The organism is Legionella maioricensis, from assembly GCF_023618015.1.
Classification (GTDB): Bacteria; Pseudomonadota; Gammaproteobacteria; order Legionellales; family Legionellaceae; genus Legionella; species Legionella maioricensis.
On record NZ_JAJKBJ010000011.1, the window covers coordinates 105,202 to 128,715 of the forward strand.

Sequence of the window (23,514 nt, forward strand, 5' to 3'; positions counted from 1 at the left end):
TATCACCCATTAATACTGCCTTCGATGACGATACTATTAAAAGAATCGGCCACTTCTTCTGATAATAATTTATCAATAGCAGCTGCCTCAGGCGTAGAAGACCAAGGTCTTCTAGGATGAATTCGATCATTAACCCATTGGGGAGACCAATCAGAAGTAGTAGTAATGCATTGTCGAGCATAATCGCTCAGGTGATATTTTTTTTCCATTTGAATACATCCCGATAAAAAAATGTCCACGTAACTTTGGACAATAGGATACTGTTTGTTGGCTAGAGCAATTTGCTCTGGTTCAGGCACATAAATCCAATATTGAGCTTGTGGCAGTGGATCTGCCGTCAGTGGTTGGATACTGTTTAACTCAACAAGCTGACGACAATAGCCTTGTTCTCGCTCATCAATGGCCAATAATTCATTAGAGTCAGGAAGATTGAAGACAACGCCATTTATTCTTTGGTTTACAGCAGACTTAATTCCAAGAAAAGTAGCACTATATTTCGCAGCAGGCCCCTTCAAAAACCAGCCACGTTGATAACCAGTAATAGTGACAGGAATATTGTCACCGGAATTCTTTGCTGAGGTTTTTTTTGAGTCTTCTGACATCAAGGAGCCATAGCCCACAATATATTGTGGCTGAGATGGATTAATGGGGGGATGGCAACTCCTCATTGCCCTAGCTTGTGCAAGAGGGCTTACTAAAAATAAGGTAATAACAAAAATCTTAAGTCGTAAACAGCCAGCTAGACGGGTCAACATATTATTTCTTCGCAACAAAAGAGGAATAATTGTACACTAAGTACAAAATATCTCAACATGCCCTTATCAATTAGATCATGCTTTAACCGTCCATGCTTCATTGTAGGGCCACTTGGTAACCGTTATCGATAGCCAAATGAAGAGTTATAATTCTCAGATAAGGACTCCTCATCATCCATTGATGCATCTTGCTCTGGCAAAGGAAGGTGTAGGGAATGTCTTCCTGCCTGAATGATGGAGAGGATGGCATCTACTGCAATGTCTTCTTTATTTTCCAAGATGGCTTCATCATATGCGGCTTGCTCCTCTTGGGTTAGCATCGTTTGCTCTCGGAATAAAGGAAGTCTAATAGTTTCTAGAAGACGCCATCCCTAGCCCGATGCGTGCTGAATGAATAACCGTTTCAGGGGGGTAATTCCATTACAAATACGTAAGCCTAAACCACGAAGAGCAGCAACCGGGGCCAATGAATAACCAAATAACCATTTGAAGCCTTCCATCAATAAAATAATTTGCCAGACTGCAGATTTACGTTCTCGTTGATAAGCATTCAATATCTTTCTTGATGGCAAGGCACCATTTGAAGCCTCCAAAAGCTGCAGCCAACAACGCACGTCAGCCAAGCCCACATTCAGCCCCAAGCCGGCCAAGGGATGAATGGTATGAGCAGCATCGCCAAGAAGTAACCAACGATTACCGCTATATTGCTTTACATGCCTCATTTGCAAAGGAAACTGGTAGCGGGTACTCACCAAGGTAACGTGGCCTAAATATGCAGCGAAGGCCTGAGTTAGCTCCGCATTAAACGCCTCTTCATCAAGAGCGATTAACTGTTGAGCCCTTTCTGCGTTCGTTGACCAAACAATGGAGCATTGATGGGGATCCGATAACGGTAAAAAAGCCAAAGGTCCATCAGGATTAAAGACTTGGTAGGCTGTTTGCTGATGAGTCTTTTCAATTTGGACAGTCGCAACCAAGGCTTTTTGGTGATAAGGCCAGGTGGTTAACTCTACATTAAGTTTTTGACGAGTAGGTGAATTGGCACCATCAGCAATCATTAATAACTGCCCGCTCCAAACCACGTTTTGACTGCTAATCTGCACGCCTTGTATCGAACTACATACCTCATCCACCGAACAATGGGGGAACAAACTGATCTTTTCTTCGCTAATTATCTGCTGCAAAAGCGCTTGTTTTAATACCGACTCCTCTATAATCGCACCTAAATCAGGTGCCGCAATAGATCTTGAATCAAAGTCTATAGAGGCTCCATTAACCCCGTCCCAAACATGCATCTTCTTATAGGGGGAAACTCGCGAGGCATCCAGGTGTTGCCATACACCAAGCTCAAGCAATAAAGCTTGTGACGCTTTGTTGATGGCATAAACTCGCGAATCAACCCCTGAGGTATCTGCCTTTAATGTCCCTGCATCAATTACTGCAACCGTATAATGATGCTGAGCCATGGCTAAAGCTGCGGTTAAACCAACGATTCCGCCACCAACGATCAGCACATCAAAATGTTGGCTCATTTCTATCTCCGAGGTAAGGGACATCTACAGTCTCCAAAGCAATTTCACAAACCAAGTCCGGGGTAAAACCACCAAAGCCTCGGGCATAACGCGCCAAACAGTTTTTTAAAGCTGGAATATTGTCGATCGCAATCAGGCCAATATTGCGTACCAACCCCATTCCAGGTAACCGGCTGGTAAATACTTGAATTAAACCATCAGTGAAACGCGTAATGACTTGCTGATCATGGCGTCTTAATTGCAAATACTGCTGCAACATTTCTTCATTCAAACCCTGTTTGCTAATACATTGCGCCAAAGTTGCCGCATCTCGTAGTCCCAGGTTAAAGCCTTGCCCAGCAACGGGGTGGAGGGTATGCGCAGCATTTCCTACAAAAACAACAGGCCATTTTATCTGTTGTGGCATCAGCACTTGTTTCAATGGGTAGCTGTGCCGTTTTCCGACTTTAACCAATCGGCCTAATCGATAACCAAAAGCCTGCTGTAATTCTTTAAGAAAAGCAGCCTCAGTTAATGCCATCAATTGCTCTGCCTTTTTAGGAGACATAGCCCAGACTAAGGACATACGGTTATCCTGCATAGGCAACAGTGCCAAAGGTCCATGGGCGGTGAAGCGCTCATAAGCCCGGTGTTCATGCGGTTTCACCAAACCCACATTAGCCACTATAGCCTGTTGATTGTAACTCTTGATTTTAGCGGGCAAATCACAAAAGCGGCGCACCACCGATTCAGCCCCGTCAGCTGCCACGATTAATTGAGCTGCAATCTGCACGTCACCGGTATCAGTACTTACCGTCACGGTTTTAGCAGCAAGATCTAAAGAAGTTACCGTAGCAGGAGCCATCAGCTGTTCTTTAGCTAATAATTGATGTAACGCTAAATTAATGTGTTGCATTTCAACTACATAGCCCAGGGGATTATCTGCATCCCCCTGTAATCGCGATACGCCAAAACGATGCTGATCAGAAACATGGATCATATCAATGGCCGTAGCATATTCTTTAAGAATATCCCATACGCCCAACATGTTTAAAATACGTTTGGTTGCTGGTGATAAGGCTAACGATCGCGCATCAAAATCGGGATTTACCTTATCGCTAAACGGTTTAGCCTCAACCAACAAGGTATTGAGCCCTAAACCTTGCAATGCAAGCATTAAGGTAGCTCCAGTTAGCCCCCCACCGATGATCAGTATGTCAACCTGTTTTTTAGCCACGCATTAATGCCTCAATATCATCGACCTCAACGGGCAAAGCAGCGGTAAATACCTCATGCCCTGTACTAGTCACTAAAACATCATCTTCTATACGCACGCCAATGCCCCACCAACGTTTGTCTACCCCATGCATGCCCGGACTGATGTACAAGCCAGGCTCCACAGTTAATACCATACCAGGCACCAAGGGACGCCATTCCCCATTGATTCGATAGCTTCCGGAATCATGAACATCCAGGCCTAACCAATGCCCAGAATTATGCATATAGAATGGTTTATAGGCTTCATTGGCAATTAAGTCATTAACGGCTCCAGTTAAAATACCCAATTCGCATAAACCCGCAGTTAAGATCCTGACCATGATTTGTTGGATGCTGTTCCAGGCAATGCCTGGTTTAATCGCGGCAATTCCTGCTTGTTGTGCTTTAAGAACCAGTTCATAAATGCTTTTTTGCTCAGGATTAAATCGACCATTCACCGGAAAAGTTCGGGTAATATCTGCAGCATAATTACCGTATTCGCCACCCGCATCAATAAGCACTAAATCGCCAGGGCGTAAAGGCTGATTATTCTCAGTGTAATGAAGAATACACGCATTTTCCCCACTGCCCACTATAGAATCATAAGCAGTACTGCGGCAGCCATGACGACTGAATTCATAAACAAGCTCAGCTTCTAATTGATACTCATACTCCATCTTCTTGCAAATTTGCATCGCCCGTTTATGGGCATTCACAGAAATATGCGCAGCCTGACGCATTAAATCAATCTCAGCCTCGCTTTTAAACAAGCGCATTTCACCCAATACAGGCTCCAGATCACATAAAGCGACCGGGGCTTTAACCCCTCGTCTCACCTGAGATTTTAAGGTATTCAAAGCGTGCATTATTTGTTTTTCTAATTCGGGATCCTGACCAAGAACATAGTAAACTGCGGCTTTCCCTGCTAATAATTTGGGTAATTCTTCAGCAATGCTTGCCACAGGAAAAGCGGCATTCATGCTCAATTCCTTCAGGGCGCCCTCTTGCCCTAATCGTTTTCCTGTCCATTGCTCTTCAGCAGGATTATGCGGCCTATTGAACAAAATACTTTGCGGCTCTTTGCCAGAAATAATGACTAATAAGGCATCAGGCTCATTAAAACCGGTTAAATAATAGAAATTACTGTTCTGACGAAAACGATAATGGGCATCTCCATTGCGCAATAATTCATGGGAGGCAGAAATAACTACCACACTGTCGGCGGGCAATTGTTCAGCTAATTTTTTGCGTCTCGTCTGGTATTCTTTTTGAGTAATCATGTAAAGATCCTTTTAATGTGTCGTTTCCGAACCACCACGCTCGCGTTCATTCATTACTAAATCACCGTGTAAACGAATAACTGCCATACGAGCATACTCGCTTACCTCCATCAAGGCCTTTTCATCTTCCTCATCAACATCTAAAGAATCAGTATCCAATTCACCAAATTCAATAAGATGCTGGAGGGCTTCTTGAGCTTCTTCATCATAAAATTGATCCATACCCACACCAGACATAGACAGCCCCTGGGTAAACCCTTCACACCATTCACTAAAGGCTTGGGCCCGGTCAATTAAAGACTCATTTTCATCGGGAAGTAACATTTCAAATTCAAAATCGAAATTAGAAATTTGCTGCTGACTTATAGAAAAAACGCCGAACATAGCCAGGAAAGCAGAACGACTGGCCTCATCCTTTTTATTATTTAACAAAGCGCGTAAATAGGTCTCACCTTGATTATCGGCTCCCGCACAAAGAAAACCACACATGATCCCATGCAATTCACTGCCAGATATATCTAATGCCAAGACAGCAATAGACTCAATAAAGCCATCATACTCTGGCAAATGCAATCGGTTATTTTCTTCGGACATAATCAACTCATAGATAAAAATAACTAATGATAACCGATTTAAAGCGAGTGTTCACCTTGGTCAGTTAGACGATAAAGATTTATAAAAATTAAATTTCACTATTTGCTGCCATCAGCCAAAATTGCTACTATTTGAATAGCGCCGTGCTAATGCGAAGGATAATAATGACTAATATAAAATCCTGTAAAGTTAAAATATTAAATAAATCCTATGAAATCAAATGTCCAGAGGGCGAAGAAACCAATTTATTACTCGCCGCCCAAAAGCTTAGTGAGCAAATGCATCTTAACAAGAATAAGTCAAAAAAACTTGATGACTATAAAATACTGTTGCTCGCTGCCCTGGATATAAGTCATGAATTAATCATCTGTAAAAATGATCAGGAACATCAACGCTTTCAAGTCACCCAGTTTATCACCTCATTAGAAAATAAAATTAATAAAACGGTGGGCGGCGAGGGCGATACTATCCCACAAACCGATTAATTACAGTTTAGCTTATCACTTCGTTATTAGAGGTAATAAATAATTTAAAAGGAATTATTGATGAGACGCCAATGGTATCTTGGATTTGCAGTTATCCTGGCAGTACTGCTTGCCATCTTTATCATGCTGAAAGATGTAAGATGGTTTATCCTCTTTCTTATTCCCATAGCAGTCTTATGGCTTTATGACGTATTGCAAAGAAAGCACACGCTCTTGCGTAATTTTCCTGTTTTGGGTCATCTTCGTTATTTTTTGGAATTTATTCGTCCGGAGATTCAACAATACTTTATTGCTACTGATGAAAATGAACTCCCCTTTAATCGCGAAATCCGCTCCCTGATCTACCAACGCGCTAAAAATGAACGGGATACGATTCCTTTCGGAACAGAACGTGACATCTTAAGCGTAGGCTATACTTGGGCTCTTCACTCGTTAGTGCCCAAGCATGCTTCTGAAGTAGAAAACCGAATTATGGTGGGGGGGCCTGATTGCACCAAACCCTATAGTGCCTCTCGCTTAAATATCTCTGCTATGAGTTTTGGTTCTTTATCGGCCAATGCCATTATGGCCCTTAATAAGGGAGCAAAGATTGGCGGCTTTGCGCACAATACTGGAGAAGGTGGTCTAAGCCCCTATCATTTGCAAGGAGGAGATATCATCTTCCAAATTGGTACTGCCTATTTTGGTTGTCGTGATCAAGACGGTAATTTTGATGACAATGAGTTTAGGATAGAGGCCTCTCGTGAAGAAGTAAAAATGATAGAAATTAAATTATCACAAGGCGCCAAACCATCTCATGGTGGAATTCTGCCTGCGGCCAAATTGACCGAAGAAATAGCACGAGTCAGAAAAGTGCCCATGGGGAAGGATGTATTATCCCCTATTGCCCATTCTACTTTTAATACCCCCGTGGGTTTACTGCTCTTTGTAAAAAAATTACGCGAACTTTCTGGCGGCAAACCAATTGGATTTAAATTATGCGTGGGCCGAAGAGATGAGTTTTTCGCTATTTGCAAAGCCATGCTAAAAACCAATATTCTGCCTGATTTTATTACCGTAGATGGTGCCGAAGGAGGGACTGGTGCGGCTCCTGAAGAGTACACAAATTTTATTGGAACCCCTTTAGAGCCAGGATTAGTCTTTGTTCATAATGCTCTGGTCGGTATTAATGTACGCGATAAAATAAGAGTTATTTGCAGTGGCAAAGTAACGAATGGTTTTGATTTAGTCACCAATATTGCTCTGGGTGCTGATATGTGTAATGCCGCGAGAGCGATGATGATGGCGGCCGGTTGCGTTCAATCCAAACAATGTAATGCCAATACCTGTCCTACAGGAGTAGCCACCCAAAACAAACGCTTGCAATATGGTTTAGTCGTCGATGAGAAGAAACATCGCATTGCCAATTTCCATAAAAACACAATGAAAAGTTTTTTAGAGATGGTTGGTGCATTAGGCTTAGACAACCCCAGCGATTTAACTCCTGCTCACATCATGCGTCGAATTGCTATTGGGCAAGCTAAAACCATGGATAAACTTTATGATTACTGCACGCCTGGGCAGTATTTGGAAAACAAGCTTCCCGAAAGGCATAAAGAAGCTTGGGCAAAAGCAAGTCCAGATAAGTTTTAACGCAAAATCAGCCAGAAAGAGGACTCTTATGAGTCCTCTTCTCTTATAAAATTATTCTCTAATCAGTGGACTTTTTACCTAATAAATTCGTAAATTGAGCTGCATCAACTGCCCGTGAAAAATAGACCCCTTGTCCATAAGCACAACCTGATTTTTTTAACTGCTCGAGAGTTTCTTTATCGCTGATGCCATTTGCTATGACATCTCGCTCTAATAAGTCCATCAGTTTAATAATGACTTTCACTATTTTGGCATTCTTGGCATCTTTAGTCATAGTCAAAACATATGACTTTTCAATTTTGATGTCATCAATAGGGAAATTAAGTAAATAAATAAAAGGGGAATAACCACTACAATAATCACTTATGGATAATTTAACACCCATGTTGGATAACTGCTCCAGCACTTCCCGGGTAATGGATTGATTGGTAAGACATGCCTTCTCGGTAAGTTCTAATTTTAAAAATTCCGGAGCCATCTCATAATCATGAAGCAATTTCTCTATAAAAGCAGGCAATTCTCGATTGGTCGCATCCTGATTTGAGATATTCACTGAAGCGAAAATGGGGTAACCGGCGCTATGCCAAGATGCCAATTGTTTTATCACCATTTTTAACATAAATGCAGTTAATTCAGTCGTTAAAGTAGTTCCTTCAATTATCGGAAGAAATTTTTCCGCGTTTAATAGGCCAAATTGAGGATGGTCAAAACGAACCATAGACTCAGCGCCAATAATTTTTCCAGTAGCCAGCGCCACAATAGGTTGAAAACACACATCAAGTTCATTATTTTCTATACCACGCATCAATTCGTGGATCAGCATACGATTGTTGGTAAAATCCTCTATCATTTCATAATGATACAGCAGGTAAGGTATACCTTGTTTTTTTGCATGTTCCAGAGCAATATTGGCATGATTTAACAACATGCCTTCTTCATCACCATGGACAGGATAAATAGCCATTCCGCACGTGGTGTTCACATTGATCTTGATATCATCAATATGAAAAGAAGAGGTTATTAATTGATGCAGCGTAGATAAAAATTCCTCTGCATTAAAATCTTTCTTAAGTCGGGTTAACAATAAAGCAAATTCCTCATTGTTCAAGTGCGCCACGCTGGTGACCCCCGTGGATACCTTCAACAAATAAGGATCGACCAGAATGGATTTTAATTTGTCAGCAAACTGTTTTAAGAGACTATTTGCATTAAAAGTACCAAAATTAGATTGAATATTCTGAAAGTCATTAATTTTTATCGTCACTAACCCGAGCTCTCCTTCCGTCCCCATTTGCTCAATAATGTGACTAATCTGGGCACTTAACATGCGACCGTTTGCTAATTTGGTTAAGGCATCATGATGGGTTTCAAACTTCAGTTTGGACTCCAGCTCGTTACTGATAGTTAAAAACTCGTTCGTTTTATCACTTAGAATGGATTGTGCTCGAGTAACAAGACCTTCGCAAAAAGCCTGTCCCCAATAGACAAACATAAAAGGGGTTAAATTCAAAACCCAGATTGCAGGATTACTCATTTGTGCGGCAACAAAACCCTCTAAATTCACATGGCCGGTTAATTGATACGAAACGATTAAACTGGCAATAAGGATACTACCCACAGAAATGGCTAATCCCAAAAAGGTATAACGATTAACATGATGTTTTAAAATGATAGTACTAGGTAAAATTTTATCTTTGATATTCATTAATCGAGACCCAGCTCCACTACAGCATTAACCAACAAGTTAATTTTGTATAAAGCAACTAACTTCCCGTTTGATCCTTTCGCCGCATTCAAATGTGATAATTAACATGAGTATAGTCTATAAAAGAGCGATTGCATGATTTTAATGAAAGAAAATAAACCAATGAAATTAAATAATAATCAGCTAGCTTATGAGAGCAGGAAAATGCTATAATTTAACTAACCCGATGGCGAGTGATTTTAGAACCAACACTCACAGCCAGGGGAGCATCCTGAAATCGGCGTTGTGCAAGCCCACCCAGTAGTGGGAAGCCTGAACCGATTCATCCGCCCCCCACTTGAACCTCAGGGTTCAAAATCGATGCCGGTCGGGTTATATCTTGATTAATTGCTCTTTCAATAAAAGATATTCATCCCGCACTTTAGCCGCTGCCTCAAACTCCATATTTTTAGCATGCAGATACATTTGTTTTTCCAGGGTATTGATTTGTTTCATCAATTCTTGCGGTGACCAATGCATGTATTCAGGAATTTTTCCGGCAACCACTGTTTTTCGTTTGCCTATATAGGTTCCTTCCATGATATCAGCTATTGATTTATTAATACCCAGAGGAGTAATGCCATGTTCCAGATTAAAAGTTTTCTGTTTTTCACGTCTTCTGTCTGTTTCATCCAAAGCTCTCTTCATCGAGCCAGTCATTTTATCCGCATAAAGAATAGCGCGTCCTTTCACGTTACGTGCTGCGCGCCCAATGGTTTGGATTAAAGACCGATCGGAACGTAAAAAGCCCTCCTTATCGGCATCAAGAATAGCGACCAGAGCAACCTCTGGCATGTCTAATCCTTCTCGTAATAAATTAATTCCGACCAAAACATCAAATTCGCCTAAACGTAAATCACGAATAATTTCTACCCGCTCAACAGTGTCTATATCCGAATGCAAATAACGTACTTTAATCTTATGTTCGGTCAGATAATCCGTTAAATCTTCTGCCATGCGCTTAGTCAAAGTGGTAACCAGAACCCGCCCGCCTTCTTTAATCACCACATTAATCTCAGACATCAAGTCATCCACCTGAGTTCTGACCGGTCTGATTTCCACCTCAGGATCAATTAAGCCCGTAGGACGAACCACTTGCTCGGCAACATTATCGGCATTGGCTTGCTCATAAGGCCCCGGCGTTGCTGAGATATAGATAGTTTGAGGTGAACGTTCTTCAAATTCTTCAAATCTTAAAGGCCGATTATCCAAGGCAGACGGAAGTCTGAAACCATAATTAACTAAAGTTTCCTTACGTGACCTGTCTCCTTTATACATGCCACCAATTTGCGGCACGGTCACATGTGACTCATCAATAATCAGCAAGGCCTCCGGCGGCAAATAATCAAATAAAGTCGGTGGGGGCTCTCCTGGCCCGCGACCTGATAAATAACGTGAATAATTTTCAATGCCCGAACAATAACCAAGCTCCAACATCATCTCAATATCAAAGTAAGTCCGTTGCTCTAAACGCTGTGCTTCGACTAATTTATTTTGCGCATTAAATTCAGCCAGTCTGTCCTGCAGCTCCTCTTTCACCCAATCAACGGTTTCCAGGATTCGTTCACGCGGAGTAACATAATGTGTTTTGGGAAAAACCGTAACCCGGGGCAGACGTTGTAAAATTTCCCCTGTTAGCGGATCGAAACGAGCAATGTTTTCTATCTCCTCATCAAACAGCTCAATGCGGATTGCTTCTTTTTCTGAATCAGCCGGAAAAATATCCACAACGTCCCCATGCACGCGAAATTGACCACGTTCCAAAGCCATATTACTGCGCGTGTATTGCATTTCAGCAAGCCGTTTTAATATTTTACGTTGCCCGCATTGTTCTCCACGGGAAAGATGTAATACCATACGCAAGTAGGAATCGGGGTCGCCCAAACCATAAATGGCAGAAACCGTTGCGACAATAATTGCGTCTTTGCGCTCGATTAAAGCTTTAGTCGCCGATAAACGCATCTGCTCTATATGTTCATTAATGGACGAATCTTTTTCTATAAAGGTATCTGAAGAAGGTACGTAGGCTTCAGGCTGATAATAATCGTAGTAGGATACAAAATATTCTACGGCATTATCAGGAAAATAGGCTTTAAATTCGCCATACAATTGCGCGGCAAGCGTTTTGTTAGGCGCCATGATTAAGGTAGGCCGTTTCATGGCCTGAATCACATGGGCAATAGTAAACGTTTTACCTGAGCCCGTAACGCCTAAAAGGGTTTGTTTAGCCAAACCTGACTCCAAGCCGTCAATTAATGAAGCTATTGCAGTAGGCTGATCACCGGCAGGTTGGTAGTTGGAATAAATTTTAAATAAATCTTTCATGTTTATATTATAAGCCATGACACTTATAAATCACAGGAGTAATAGATGGATATCGCATTGGCAAAGCGTGTACAAAAAGTAAAACCCTCCCCCACTTTGGCCGTGGCCGCCAAAGCCACTCAAATGCGGGCACAAGGGCTTGATGTTATTAACTTAGGCGTTGGTGAACCTGATTTTGACACGCCGCAACACATTAAACTGGCAGCCATATCAGCTATTGAAGCAGGTTATACCAAATATACCGCTGTTGATGGCATACCTGAACTAAAAGAAGCCATTAAAAACAAATTTGCAAAAGATAACGACCTGGATTACCAACTCAATCAGATTTTAGTGTCAGTTGGCGGCAAACAAAGTTGTTATAATTTATGCCAAGCCTTTCTTGATGCCGGCGATGAAGTGATTATCCCTGCCCCTTACTGGGTTTCTTATCCTGATATGGTCTTGTTGGCAGATGGGGTTCCGGTAATCATTAACACCACACCGGCGCAACGTTATAAAATTAACGCCCAACAGTTAGAAAAAGCCATTACCCCAAAAACCAAAATGATCTTCCTCAATAGCCCATCTAATCCATCAGGAATAGCCTATACCCTGGAGGAGTTAAAAGCCCTGGGAGCGGTATTGCTAAAATACCCTCAAATTCTTATCGCTACAGACGACATGTATGAACACATTCTCTGGAGCCAACCCTTCGCTAACATTCTTAACGCCTGCCCAGAGTTATATGACCGAACGATTGTATTAAATGGAGTTTCCAAGGCTTACGCCATGACCGGCTGGAGGATAGGCTATGCGGCAGGCCCTGCGCCGTTGATGAATGCGATGAAAACCATCCAATCGCAATCCACCTCCAATCCTTGTTCTATTGCTCAAAGAGCAGCGGTAGCAGCCTTAACCAGCAGCCAGGAAAGCGTTATGGAAATGGTTAATGCCTTCCATAACAGACATGACTATGTAGTAGATCGATTACTGGGCATACCTGACATTGAAGTTATTCCTGCCGATGGTACGTTCTATATTTTCCCTTGCGTACAAGCCATCATTGAAAAACGCGGTTACGCCAATGACATCGAATTTTCAGAGAAACTGTTAAAGGATGTAGGTGTTGCTCTAGTCCCCGGATCAGCATTCGGCAATGAAGGCTGCATCCGTCTATCCTTTGCTACTGGCATCGATACATTAAAAGATGCGCTCAACAGATTACAACGTTTTTGCAGCTAGTAAAAAAAATATTACTAAACGCTTGACGATCACGCGGAATCGTTTTAAGATTCCGCCTCATTCCCTGGTAGCTCAGTCGGTAGAGCGGATGACTGTTAATCATTAGGTCGGCGGTTCGAGCCCGTCCCAGGGAGCCACTTCCCATAAGGCTTTTAAGCTGTCTCATAAAAATCTAAATTTTTACGTGTCGAATATGTGTCGAAGTTTGAATTAAAATGGCTCTTCCCCATTTCCGGGGCATTAATCAAGAACACAAAACCTTAACCCTTAACCTGTAATTTTCGGTACTTACATTGCCTTTGATGGCTTAGGACAAACAAATCCCACATTATCTGACTTCAAGTACTATTCCACGATTCAAGCATGGGCTGCTAATAAAAGCATTGATTTTAATTATATAGATAGCCATGACAAAACTTATGCGGTTTAAGATTCTAGTAAACTAGATACATTGAAATCAAGAATTAGAGAAAGATTATCAAACTCAAAAAATGTAGTAATCATTTTAAGTAGCCAGACAAGAGCATCTGGGAGTATGCTTTCTTATGAAATTGAACAAGCGGTTGACGTATATAAAATTCCATTAATCATTACATATGTTGATTATCAAATCATTGCTAACCCTTCCCATTTAAAATCTTACTGGCCAGTATCTTTAGAACAACGTATTTCAACGAGCACTGCGCGAGCAATACATATTCCTTTTATGAAAGATGCTATGCTGGATGCTATAAATCAATTTAATTTAACAAATCAACCTGATACATCACTTAATTACTATACCGAGCAAGCGCATAGAACATTCGGATGCATGATATATCCAAGCTCGTTTGTGAATAAACTGAAAGATCACAGTTAGCAAGCATAGCATCTCTCTTGAACCTCTTATACTAAGTCCATTTTTAAGTATGCCCAATCAAATTTTAAAATTTAACAGCTGACGTGGTCACTGGTTGAGTGATAAACTTTTTGTTGTTGGAGAAAATTCAGCACATCGCTCTTTCGGTACAAAACTTTGCGACCAATTTTTAAATAGGGAACACCACCACCCGCCCAACGGTTACGTTCAAGTAACTGGGTGGAACAGCTTAATACCGCCGCGATGGTTTGTTGATTGAAAAGCGTAGAATGTGGCACAGATTCGAATTCGTTTAATAGATTCAAACGGGATGGTTTTTTTAAAGTCATAGGAAATTCCTCAGTTGTTTACTCCTCAGCCAAATGCCGAGATGTCCCTTCCTTGAACAGAACTCAACGCATCATCCAGTATCATCTTGGACAATTGATTGATATTCTTTTTTCCTAATCCTTTGACTTCCAACTGCTTACATTGTGTTGGAACATCGGGCTTACTCCTTAAGCTTGGAAAAAGCATCTCGTATTCCCTCAAAGAATGTCAAGCACAAAAGATCAAATTCAAAGAGGTGTTATTGAATGATATTGATTGATAACGAAAATTGTTCAAAATGTCCCAAATGCCCCACCAAAGAAGCTAAAGGTTGGGGCAGATAAAAGCCCGTAATGGCGCGGGAGTCCCTCTTGCCCCCAATGTCCCTCATTTTTTTCATACCCGGCAACTGATTAATTAATTTTACACTCAGTCTAAGAAACCCTGTTTAATCATTTGGAGCATACGACTTGCTTCCTGATAATTATATTGAGCCCTGGAAATAGATAATGCTAGTCCATCTGTTAATTCGTCACCATCAAAAAAATCCTTTAGATGGTTGCATGTCTCTCTGGATAAATTGTTTAGATCACGACCTAAAAGACGACATCCACTCAGCGTATAATCAAAGTTTTCATCTAAAAGATCCTGATTCTCTTCATAAAGCCTATTTTCATTGCCCAAGTCAAAATAGTTGGCAATAATATAAGCAAAGTCACTAGCGTCTTTTTGAGCTCTTCGGTCAACCCAAGCAAATAGCTTCAGAAGAGCGAACCCCAATGGAGACGCTACCTTTATAGTAATATCTCTAATTGTGATATCTATTGCATGCTTAAATGTATCTTCAAATCCAATCAAACTGAGATTTATGTCATAATCTGGTGGCCATTTTAGATTCGAGTCATGTTCGTTTATTTCACCAAATGGGACAATGTCTAGACAGCCATATTTTGTGGATATGATACGGGGTTCAAATTTTTCATCGACAGCAAAATCACTACCATTGACAAGAGCGTTTTTTATTTTATAAAACTCTTGCCAATTTCTACAACATAAAGCAATATCAGTATCCAATGTTTTTCTTAATTCTGCCTTTTTACCAAAATAATCTAAGAGAATATCTCTCGCTTTAGCACCAATTAAAAAGTAAGAACTATCATTATCACGAGCAATCTTATTAATTAATGCAAATAACTCGATATCATTATCTGAAAAATTATTCCACCTGTTTTCTAATGAACTTGTCATATATCATTTCCGCTGTTTCTTGAGTTCTTTCATCGAGTGAGCTTAATAAATCGGCATAAACCAAAATGAATGGCACATGGTTTTCTTTATAAGTTTTGGTATCAAAATTCCAGAATTTTTTTATTAGTTCTATATTCCCATTATTATCTTTTTTTAACCTGCATTTATATTGTAATAGTGGTAATGCATCATCTGCATAAAGTGTAATTATTTGGGGGCTTAGATAGTGAGTTAACTTTGCAGCAGCTATTTCTCCTCCCCAAAGAAAATTTAATTCACAGGGATTTGTTTCTTTAAACTTTGTCAGATTATCTGTTGAAAATGTATCGATTATTAATTTTGGTCGTAATTTTTCAGCATAGCCAATACACCATTTACTTAATAAGATATCTTTATTAACCAAATGCTTTTCACCACGATTTTTTTCTACGATATATCCATGCTTTTCTAAAATTAAAAGTGTTTTGCTAACACTTCCTAATGCCACATCACTCATTTTAGCAAGCTCACGATAGGTATGCTCTAACGGTTTTTTAATGACAAGCAGTGTAAAAATAAGTTTTATACTGGCAACACTCAGTGTGAATTGAGTGATATCCGATAGACTTTTCTTCTGAGGCGTTTCTCCTTTAATAGAGATAAATACAGGGGGAGAGTTTATATACATATTGCCGGAGAAATCAACGTACTCAATATTCGCTTTTTGCAATTTATCAGCCAGAACTTTATTAATGTGGTTGCTAATTAAAATACTTTTTTTATTTAAATGTTGCATATATTGAACGATGGCACCAATATTCGAATTATCGATATTGCCAACGAGTTCAGGCTTATAGATTAGCTTATTATTCTTTTCAATTTGGAGGGTTAATTGATTTCGTTTTTCATCAAATTTACATTGAAGCTTTGATCTATCCTTTATGATCGATAATAGTTTATCTATATTCATCACAATATCCTCTTTGCCATGTTCATAATTATAGCCTGTTCAAAAAAAATGAACAACACAAAAAAATGAACATATGGGTTTTGTGATTAGTGTGCATATACTCATTTCAATTAGATCCCTGCATTTCAGAAAAATGGTTTATATTTAAACTAAAATTTCTAGTAATACTCGAAATAATGAAACTAAAATAAACTATTCCTGAATTTCCATGCCTTAAGGTACAAGCAGGAAAAATTTACCTTATATGTGGATTTCCTATATTTTTGTACTGAACTGCTTGATAAGCTCAAGAATCTCACCGAATTGAGGGTGATTGCCAAAATATATTTCTGATTTTTGATCGTAAAGTTTGCTAAAGGTATCCAGTGGTATTACCCCTCTTTTAACCGCGTCGCAGAATGGTCATGCAGATGTAGTAGAATTATTGCTGGCCAGAAAGGATGTGGACCCTAATAAAGCACATCCTAATACCCTAACCCACTTTTCCTAGCAGCGCATTTCGGTCACAAAGAAGTGGTAAAGGCATTGCTAACCAGAGCTGATATTAATCTTGATCTAACAGGCCCAGATGGCAATACCGCACGCCAAGCTGCGCACAATGCAGGTCAGTCGGAGATTGAAAATATGATTAAAGAAGCAATAAAAATTCGTCAACCGATCGTATCGAATAACCCACATCCCTTCTTTACTGAACCAGCATCTCCAACATCATTTGATGTTACGGCCCCAGACCGTATCACTCCGCCAAAAACTCCTTAAAGTAAGGCAAGGCTACATTGGATGTAACCATCATCATTTTCAATATTAGCAGGATTAGGATTGTTATTTTATTCCTGCTAATTAAAATACGTGCTAATCAGCGCCGTCATAGAACACAAAATTAAAGGAAGTGTGATGTCAAATTTTGATTTAGTTTATCAAGCCGCCAAAAAACGGGATGCGAAGAAAATCTCCTTGTTACGTTTAAAAGATAATAGCTATCTCTATGAAAAAAAGGGGCTTGCCCTTACGCCTGCTGGACAATGCGCAGAAGACGGGGATTGGGAGTCTGCCTGTTGGTTAATGACGGAGTTTAATGACTCCATTGACTCTATTCTTTATGGAGCAGTTATCGGGGGACATATTAAGTCTATGCAACCGTCAATGGATGCACTCCCAGAACCGCTAAAGATAATTATAAATAAACGCGATTGGTATTCCGATCGTGAAATGCTTAAAGCATTTGCACAAAGCGGAGATATAACCGTTTTATCTCAGTATCTAAAGGATAATGAAAAGATTCCTCCTGGTGCAATAAAAGCCGCGGTACATGGCGCGGCATATGGTAATCAAGTCGACGTAATCAACTTATTGCTGGAAAAATTTCCTGAAAACAGAGATGAATTATTATGCTGTGTGCTCGAAGGGGCTGCTTGGGGAGGTCACCAAGAGTTGCTGCTCCGGTTTTTAAATCAATATAATCGTGGAAAAAACATCCTCTTTAGAGAAATAGACTGCCATGCCATGTGGGCAATAATGCGAGGATGCGGCAGTGGCGGTCAAGTGGAGTTACTCACCTTTTTAAAAAGCCACTATACCCATATTCACAGTAGTGACCTCTATGATGCATTTAAAAGTGCGGTTTTTTATAATCAAGATGACTTTGTAATGACCGAGTTAAAACAAGATCATCGATTAATAGAGTATGCGCAATACGCCACGGCAGTAATGCGCCGCATTGACTTTCTTGAACAACTACTGACCAAGGAAAGCGACTTTAGTGGAATAGCGATTTTCATAAAGGACCAAATCATTTCAACCAACGCGTTATTTACCTATCTTATTGCGTTTACTAAACCAGAGTTTGTACCCAAGGTATGTAAAGCGCTCGTTGCGCGTAAGGAAATTGATGCGACGATTATAGAAAACATCGCCCAGATAGAAAAGAATGCGCTCAAAGTGATTGATTTAAAAAATCGTTATGGAATTACAACGCATCAAGCACGCTTTTTATATGAGCATCCGGAGATATTACCACTCATTGTCAGTACCCAATATGACACGGATGGACTATATAACCTGGTAAAAGACAAAGAGGACTTAAACTACTGGCAGTTTGTTGACCTGGTTAAGCGGGTACAAAAAAATAAGGCCAAGTCGCAGTTGGTTGATGACTTGGAGGACTACTTAAACACTAAAAGCCTCTGGTGGTATAACCATAGAAGTCGTTGTGCCAGTTTTTTAGAGGCATTAAAAGAAACGAGAAGCCATAAAGCCTGCCGGAGCTTGGTTGGAGAACAATTTCGCTTATTTGCCGCCCCCCCAGCACCCAGCCCCTCTGCAACCCAAGACACACCCAAACATGCCTCTGCGGTGAAACAGAACGCAGTTAAAGATGAATACTATGATGCCCTAAAAAAATTTCATGATTCTTTTATTGACGACGAGAAGACAAGAAATGATAGTACTTCGATGAGTTTTATTTAATTAATTGAGTGGGAGGCGATCCATAGCCATCAGATTACATTAAAAGCTCCTTTAATAACCGCTTCTCTTCTTAATATTTAAAGCCAGGATCGGCAGAGTCTGTATTATTCAATTTCAGACCAGTGAGGTATTTTTTAAATACTCCATAATTATCTATATGAGAATCGGTGTTAATGATTGGAAAGAGGATGTGTTGAAAAAAATGGGCTCGTTTTTCAATTTCCTCACAATATATTTTGGCCACACGCACTGGATCGTTTTTAAAGGCGCCACAACCCCAGGCACCGAGAATCACATGGTGCTGTCCTGCAACAATTAATGTATCCAGTTGAGCCCCTATTCGTCTCCTCAAATCCATTTCATACTGTTTCAATACTTCTTGATTATCCCAATTATTCGATTTCGAGATAAGTTCCGGAGCAGCAGATCTTAACTCATAAAAAGGAAAAATATGGGTTGGTGGAAGAGTTACATAACTCATCATACAGTCTGCAACAAGTTGATGGCCAGCGCCTGTATCATCCATATTGGGTGGAACCAATACTTCTGGTCCTCTAAAGCATATCCTGAATTCTGGGCTAAAAAAAACTTTATATGCTTCCGTAACAGAGTCGCCGCGGACCGTTCTTAATTTATCAAGTTCGTCTTCCGTCATTTTGGCCTTGCCCTCTAGCAATGCCCGTCCCACGTCATTGTATTGGAACAGGTAAGATTCTTTATCTAAATAAACAATATCATCCAATAATGAACGAACACATGTACTTCTATGCCAAAGATTTTCTTCCTGAGCACTTCCTCCCTCTAATGCGGCCCCACCAGGAAAGAGAGAATTCGCCATATTCAGTACTGCATAAGCTGTTCCGTACGTTCTAGTGGCTTCCTGGGCGGCAAGTCCCCAATCTTTATAAACCACTTCAACCATCAAAGGAGGATCCAGTTTTTTCTGAGCCCAATTTTTTAAATTCTTTTCAGCGTGGTTTTGTAATTCAACGTATTTGTTGGGATCCGTGACATGTTTCAATGTTTTTCCCATACTGTCGTGGCGCCAGCTTTCACCAGAAAGAGCCCCCATAAATATACTGGGTTTATGAGCGGCATGCACTTCCGATACCGATGAAAAACTTGATAGAGAGACTCTTCTGAACAGCTTGCTATACATAATTTGATATCCTTAATTCTTGCTCTTCATATTATAGTACTTCTTGACTGAATAATTGCACCCACATCCTCTTGGTGCTTTAAATTCGACATAAAAATAAAAAATTTGTTCTCTTAGTTAGTATAGTTATCTTGATTACTCAAAACCAAGAGTTCTCGGCTCTAATTTTTCTGTTAATAACTTAGAAGATGCTCCATATTAGCGAAAAATTTTGTTTTCCATTCTGTATTTATGAGGATAATTCACGCTATAGTAAAATTTTCATCTAATTATTAATGGATTAATAAATGCAAATAAATGCTCTTAACCGCGAAGAATTACAAGAGATCATATTTCAGTTGGAACAAGCTCTTTATAATCACCAACAATGGTACAATTTAATTATTCGCTCTCTTGTTTGTAGATTGCCTGCGAGTCGGTACGATACTGATTCCAATGCCCATAAAGAATGTCGATTTGGTCAATGGTATTATGAAAATGCTCCTGAAAAACTCCGCAAAAATCCTGGATTTATCGCATTAGGTGAAGAACATCAACTCTTGCATAAGGTCACTTCTCAATTATTGGTTACTACCTCTAATGGCGGCACAGTATCACCCCATGATTATGATAATTTTGCTAATGTCCTGGAAAGAATGCGTCTTGAAATTGCGGTACTGCAACGAGAAATGGGCGAATTAATATACAATCGCGATTCACTTACTGGGGCAATCAATCGAATTAGCTTGTTACCCGTGTTACGAGAGCAACAAGCATTAGTGAAACGAAACGTCCAGGCATGCAGCATCGCGATGTTAGATCTGGATCATTTTAAACAAGTTAATGATCAATACGGACATCCTGCTGGCGATTGTGTCTTGGCAGGAATATCTCGCTTTATTATTGAGAATATACGCTCTTACGATAAATTTTTTCGTATCGGCGGAGAGGAGTTCTTGATTTGTTTTCAAAATGCCGATACAAAACTTGCTTTTGAAATGGTTGAACGTTTACGTAGAGGAGTTTCAGAATTAAACATCAATGTTAACGATAATCAACTCATTAAAATCACCGCATCCTTTGGCATTGCACCAATTGGCTCCGATATTTCCGTTGAACAATCCATTGAAAACGCAGATAAGGCTCTCTATAAAGCTAAAGATGGAGGCAGAAATAATACCAAAATCTGGAGTTAAAACATTTTTTGCATATTCCAGGCAAAGCCATTGGCGAATAAAAATAAGGATGGATCTAAAAAGAAGCGTGTTGTATAATTGGCGCACACTTAATATTGAGATCCACTATGGTAGACCAATCGCGTAGGCAACTTGAAGAAATTTCTGAAGATGTACTTCTTGATGCATTTGCTCCTTTTTTTAAGGATAACTCACCTGATCTAAGAAATACGGCTTTAGTGAATAAAACGTTTAATGGCTTTTTTCAGTCCAGGTACAAAGTAGGATTACTACTGGGCTACGTAGCCGAAGGTAATCAGGATATGGCAGAAAAGATACTTAGCGCCTATCCAGAATTATTATTAGAACGCGGCACCGTCATTGACCCGTCAGGACGTAAATTTACCAACATTACCGCTTTTGAACTCATCTTATGGACTTTGGATGTCCGTTACATGGGACAGATGATGATTAATTGTATTCCTCAAAACGAAGAAGGGGAAATGCTAAGGAAGGAATTACTGACTCAATACGAACGGTTTGAGAAAAAAGGCGGGGTTACCTATGAGTACAAAGGTCAAACCCATACGGAAAAATATTTTAACTTTGAACCACTCCTTAACGCCCTCAAAACTTATAGCGAGAATCTTACTCTATGGACGCATGAACAGGGTAAAAATTATTGGTGCACCGTCGTTGGAAGGCTCCAGCGCGATCTGCCAACTCATGTGCGTCAGCATTATTGTGCCCCTGATGAACCATTTTATCCATTGCCCCAATTTGATCAGGGAGAATTTAACAGAACACTGAATATCCAAAATTGTGTTACGGATGAAGAACAAATATGGAATGAAGAATTGGATGCGAAACTGGGTATTGATTTTGGCATTGAAGGAGCAAAAATCTGGGACATAGGTACAGAGGATGCGGCATGTCGCGTCCGAGCAGTCGATGTCAATCATGATTTAGCAGCGCTTACCCGTTTACGTGAGGTGAGAATGCAAGATTGCGCTTTACTCAAGGAACAGTTGGAATGCCCGCCCCAGCCAGTTTACGATTCCAAATCGCTCTGGGAGTGGTAAAAATAATAAGTGTAGTCCGTATGGAAAAGTAAAGGCATACGGATTGCGCCCCTTGCAGCAACACGTCTAACGCAACCGCTTACTGCCCAACTTGCTATCGCCGCAAAGATAATCCAACATAATAAGAGAACATTAAGCTAATTGGCTCATGTGATCATTAACAGGGATAATAATGATGAATAGGGAATGCATTGTAATTGGGGATGAGAAAATTAAGCCCGGCGAGCGCAAAACGATTTTTTTGCCCATGCCCAAATTATATGACTGGACCCCTGTCAGTTTACCTATCCATGTGATTAATGGTAAGGAAGATGGGCCTACGTTATGTGTTACTGCAGCCATTCACGGTGACGAAATAAATGGTGTTGAAATCTTGCGCCGTTTTCTTAGAAAAAAAGGGTTAAAGAATATAAAGGGAAGTATTATTGCCATCCCCATTGTAAACGTATATGGCTTTTTATATCAGCAACGATATCTAATAGACAGAAGAGATTTGAACCGCTCATTTCCAGGTAGTCCGAAAGGATCCCTTGCATCAATTCTTGCCGACATTATCAGCAAACAAATTTTGTCTCAATCGACTCATGCTATTGATTTGCACGCCGGTTCAAATCATCGTTTTAATTTTCCCCAGATTAGGGCAAATCTTGATATGCCAGGCACGGAAGAGCTAGCCCTTGCTTTTAATGTCCCGGTAATCCTGCATTCTGTCGTTAGAGACGGCTCTATGCGAGAGTACGCCAATGCACAGAATATTCCTTTTTTAGTCTATGAAGGCGGAGAGGCTTTACGCTTTGATGAGTTATCCATTAGAACAGGCATCAATGGTATTTTGAGTGTTATGGTAGCATTGCAAATGATTAAACCAGGTAAATATGGGATAAAAAAATTTACGCCCACTGTTTCAAGAAACAGTTACTGGTTAAGAGCCCCCTCTAGCGGCATTTTAAGACACATTAAAAAAGCAGGAAGCCGGGTGAGTAAAGGGCAAGTCATTGCAATTATTGCCAACCCCACCAGCACTGAAGAATACCAATTAAAGTCCCCACTTTCCGGAATCATTATTGGTGAGAATATGTTGCCATTGGTTCATTCAGGACAAGCCCTATATCATATAGCCAGCTTTGAAAAATTGAATGTGGTTGAAGAACAGCTGGAAAACATTCAAGAAGCGTTTAATTTGACTGATGAGGACTAGTACTGGTGTCTCATCACATAGCTCCGAATTGACGCACAACCAAACAAACAGTATAATTGCTGACTAAAACCGCGATCTATCCTCTCCCTTAAGGACTAATGGAGAACTGGTGCTCCTAGTTTTAATCATTAAACGGGTTCGTCGCTGAGGTAAAGACATAATGAAGAAAGATGTACTTGCTACATCCCTTCTCATTGAGTTTTTGGTTCAGCGAAACTAGCTTTCATTTTTAGTTTCCTTAATGACCTAACTCATTTGTCATGTTTCTCTTAATTGGTACTCT

At 40.3% G+C, this 23,514-nt stretch carries 21 protein-coding genes, 1 tRNA gene, 1 other RNA gene and 2 pseudogenes; 12 read left to right on the top strand and 13 right to left on the bottom strand.

The annotated features are described in order from the left end of the window. Nucleotides 1–2: 2 nt before the first annotated feature. From LOX96_RS10495 to LOX96_RS10520, 6 genes are all read right to left on the bottom strand, one after another. On the bottom strand, nt 3–755 hold the full coding sequence (locus tag LOX96_RS10495; protein ID WP_250422099.1) for a hypothetical protein: 753 nt from the start codon (nt 753–755) through the stop codon (nt 3–5). Nucleotides 756–877: 122 nt separating this feature from the next. After that, nucleotides 878–1,075, bottom strand: coding sequence for a hypothetical protein (locus tag LOX96_RS10500; protein WP_250422098.1), 198 nt, complete (start codon nt 1,073–1,075; stop codon nt 878–880). Nucleotides 1,076–1,126: 51 nt separating this feature from the next. Continuing rightward, nucleotides 1,127–2,287 carry a UbiH/UbiF/VisC/COQ6 family ubiquinone biosynthesis hydroxylase gene (locus LOX96_RS10505; protein ID WP_250422097.1) on the bottom strand — a complete coding sequence of 387 codons (1,161 nt, stop codon included), beginning with the start codon at nt 2,285–2,287 and terminating at the stop codon, nt 1,127–1,129. After that, nucleotides 2,271–3,503 (bottom strand): 2-octaprenyl-6-methoxyphenyl hydroxylase, encoded by a 1,233-nt coding sequence (ubiH, locus tag LOX96_RS10510; protein WP_250422096.1) that lies wholly within the window; start codon nt 3,501–3,503, stop codon nt 2,271–2,273. Before ubiH ends, LOX96_RS10505 begins: the two co-directional genes overlap by 17 nt. Continuing rightward, nucleotides 3,496–4,803, bottom strand: a complete 1,308-nt coding sequence (pepP, locus tag LOX96_RS10515; RefSeq protein WP_250422095.1) for a Xaa-Pro aminopeptidase — start codon at nt 4,801–4,803, stop codon at nt 3,496–3,498. The genes ubiH and pepP overlap by 8 nt, the downstream gene beginning before the upstream one ends. Nucleotides 4,804–4,815: 12 nt before the next feature. Further along, the gene (locus LOX96_RS10520; RefSeq protein WP_250422094.1) at nt 4,816–5,397 is read right to left on the bottom strand and encodes a UPF0149 family protein; all 582 of its coding nucleotides are present in this window, start codon (nt 5,395–5,397) and stop codon (nt 4,816–4,818) included. 164 nt (nt 5,398–5,561) lie between these two features. On the opposite strand from LOX96_RS10520, the gene LOX96_RS10525 reads away from it, so the two are divergent. Further along, nucleotides 5,562–5,882: a cell division protein ZapA gene (locus LOX96_RS10525; RefSeq protein WP_250422093.1), complete on the top strand. Its 321-nt coding sequence runs from the start codon at nt 5,562–5,564 to the stop codon at nt 5,880–5,882. A 60-nt stretch (nt 5,883–5,942) separates the two neighbouring features. Beyond that, on the top strand, nt 5,943–7,514 hold the full coding sequence (locus LOX96_RS10530; protein WP_250422092.1) for an FMN-binding glutamate synthase family protein: 1,572 nt from the start codon (nt 5,943–5,945) through the stop codon (nt 7,512–7,514). 58 nt (nt 7,515–7,572) lie between these two features. Here LOX96_RS10530 and LOX96_RS10535 read toward each other — a convergent pair whose 3' ends face one another. Then, nucleotides 7,573–9,219 (bottom strand): putative bifunctional diguanylate cyclase/phosphodiesterase, encoded by a 1,647-nt coding sequence (locus LOX96_RS10535; RefSeq protein WP_250422091.1) that lies wholly within the window; start codon nt 9,217–9,219, stop codon nt 7,573–7,575. A gap of 212 nt (nt 9,220–9,431) precedes the next feature. Here LOX96_RS10535 and ssrS point away from each other — a divergent pair. Then, a non-coding RNA gene (ssrS, locus tag LOX96_RS10540) (6S RNA) lies at nt 9,432–9,598 on the top strand. Here the strand turns inward: ssrS and uvrB are convergent. Further along, nucleotides 9,592–11,583 carry an excinuclease ABC subunit UvrB gene (gene uvrB, locus LOX96_RS10545; protein WP_250422090.1) on the bottom strand — a complete coding sequence of 664 codons (1,992 nt, stop codon included), beginning with the start codon at nt 11,581–11,583 and terminating at the stop codon, nt 9,592–9,594. The two genes, ssrS and uvrB, sit on opposite strands and share 7 nt — an antisense overlap. A gap of 45 nt (nt 11,584–11,628) precedes the next feature. Between uvrB and LOX96_RS10550 the strand changes: the two genes are divergently transcribed. From LOX96_RS10550 to LOX96_RS10560, 3 genes and pseudogenes are all read left to right on the top strand, one after another. Beyond that, nucleotides 11,629–12,807: a pyridoxal phosphate-dependent aminotransferase gene (locus LOX96_RS10550; protein ID WP_250422089.1), complete on the top strand. Its 1,179-nt coding sequence runs from the start codon at nt 11,629–11,631 to the stop codon at nt 12,805–12,807. A gap of 61 nt (nt 12,808–12,868) precedes the next feature. Further along, a tRNA-Asn gene (locus LOX96_RS10555) sits at nt 12,869–12,944 on the top strand. A 308-nt stretch (nt 12,945–13,252) separates the two neighbouring features. Then, nucleotides 13,253–13,666 (top strand): annotated as a pseudogene (locus tag LOX96_RS10560) (TIR domain-containing protein); the annotation flags it as partial. 71 nt (nt 13,667–13,737) lie between these two features. On the opposite strand, the gene LOX96_RS10565 reads toward LOX96_RS10560, so the two are convergent. The 4 genes from LOX96_RS10565 to LOX96_RS10580 all read right to left on the bottom strand — a co-directional run bounded on the left by LOX96_RS10565 (nt 13,738) and on the right by LOX96_RS10580 (nt 16,172). Next, on the bottom strand, nt 13,738–13,995 hold the full coding sequence (locus tag LOX96_RS10565) for a helix-turn-helix domain-containing protein (RefSeq protein ID WP_250422087.1): 258 nt from the start codon (nt 13,993–13,995) through the stop codon (nt 13,738–13,740). A 25-nt stretch (nt 13,996–14,020) separates the two neighbouring features. Further along, nucleotides 14,021–14,182 carry a hypothetical protein gene (locus LOX96_RS10570; RefSeq protein WP_250422086.1) on the bottom strand — a complete coding sequence of 54 codons (162 nt, stop codon included), beginning with the start codon at nt 14,180–14,182 and terminating at the stop codon, nt 14,021–14,023. 222 nt (nt 14,183–14,404) lie between these two features. Continuing rightward, nucleotides 14,405–15,223 carry a nucleotidyl transferase AbiEii/AbiGii toxin family protein gene (locus LOX96_RS10575; protein ID WP_250422085.1) on the bottom strand — a complete coding sequence of 273 codons (819 nt, stop codon included), beginning with the start codon at nt 15,221–15,223 and terminating at the stop codon, nt 14,405–14,407. Beyond that, nucleotides 15,192–16,172, bottom strand: a complete 981-nt coding sequence (locus LOX96_RS10580; protein ID WP_250422084.1) for a type IV toxin-antitoxin system AbiEi family antitoxin — start codon at nt 16,170–16,172, stop codon at nt 15,192–15,194. Before LOX96_RS10580 ends, LOX96_RS10575 begins: the two co-directional genes overlap by 32 nt. Before the next feature lie 349 nt (nt 16,173–16,521). Between LOX96_RS10580 and LOX96_RS17720 the strand changes: the two genes are divergently transcribed. From LOX96_RS17720 to LOX96_RS10590, 3 genes and pseudogenes are all read left to right on the top strand, one after another. Continuing rightward, the gene (locus LOX96_RS17720) at nt 16,522–16,662 is read left to right on the top strand and encodes a hypothetical protein (RefSeq protein ID WP_431606638.1); all 141 of its coding nucleotides are present in this window, start codon (nt 16,522–16,524) and stop codon (nt 16,660–16,662) included. Continuing rightward, nucleotides 16,659–16,931, top strand: a pseudogene (locus LOX96_RS10585) (hypothetical protein); the annotation flags it as partial. The gene LOX96_RS17720 and the pseudogene LOX96_RS10585, both read left to right, overlap by 4 nt. Nucleotides 16,932–17,066: 135 nt before the next feature. Beyond that, nucleotides 17,067–18,638, top strand: coding sequence for a hypothetical protein (locus LOX96_RS10590; protein WP_250422081.1), 1,572 nt, complete (start codon nt 17,067–17,069; stop codon nt 18,636–18,638). Between the two features lie 70 nt (nt 18,639–18,708). Here LOX96_RS10590 and LOX96_RS10595 read toward each other — a convergent pair whose 3' ends face one another. After that, nucleotides 18,709–19,797 (bottom strand): poly(ADP-ribose) glycohydrolase domain-containing protein, encoded by a 1,089-nt coding sequence (locus LOX96_RS10595; RefSeq protein ID WP_250422079.1) that lies wholly within the window; start codon nt 19,795–19,797, stop codon nt 18,709–18,711. Between the two features lie 287 nt (nt 19,798–20,084). On the opposite strand from LOX96_RS10595, the gene LOX96_RS10600 reads away from it, so the two are divergent. From LOX96_RS10600 to LOX96_RS10610, 3 genes are all read left to right on the top strand, one after another. Next, entirely contained in the window at nt 20,085–20,972 is an 888-nt protein-coding gene (locus LOX96_RS10600; protein ID WP_250422078.1) for a diguanylate cyclase, read from the top strand. A gap of 107 nt (nt 20,973–21,079) precedes the next feature. Then, the gene (locus LOX96_RS10605) at nt 21,080–22,033 is read left to right on the top strand and encodes a hypothetical protein (RefSeq protein WP_250422077.1); all 954 of its coding nucleotides are present in this window, start codon (nt 21,080–21,082) and stop codon (nt 22,031–22,033) included. A gap of 175 nt (nt 22,034–22,208) precedes the next feature. After that, nucleotides 22,209–23,231 (top strand): succinylglutamate desuccinylase/aspartoacylase family protein, encoded by a 1,023-nt coding sequence (locus LOX96_RS10610; RefSeq protein ID WP_431606639.1) that lies wholly within the window; start codon nt 22,209–22,211, stop codon nt 23,229–23,231. Nucleotides 23,232–23,514 lie beyond the last annotated feature (283 nt).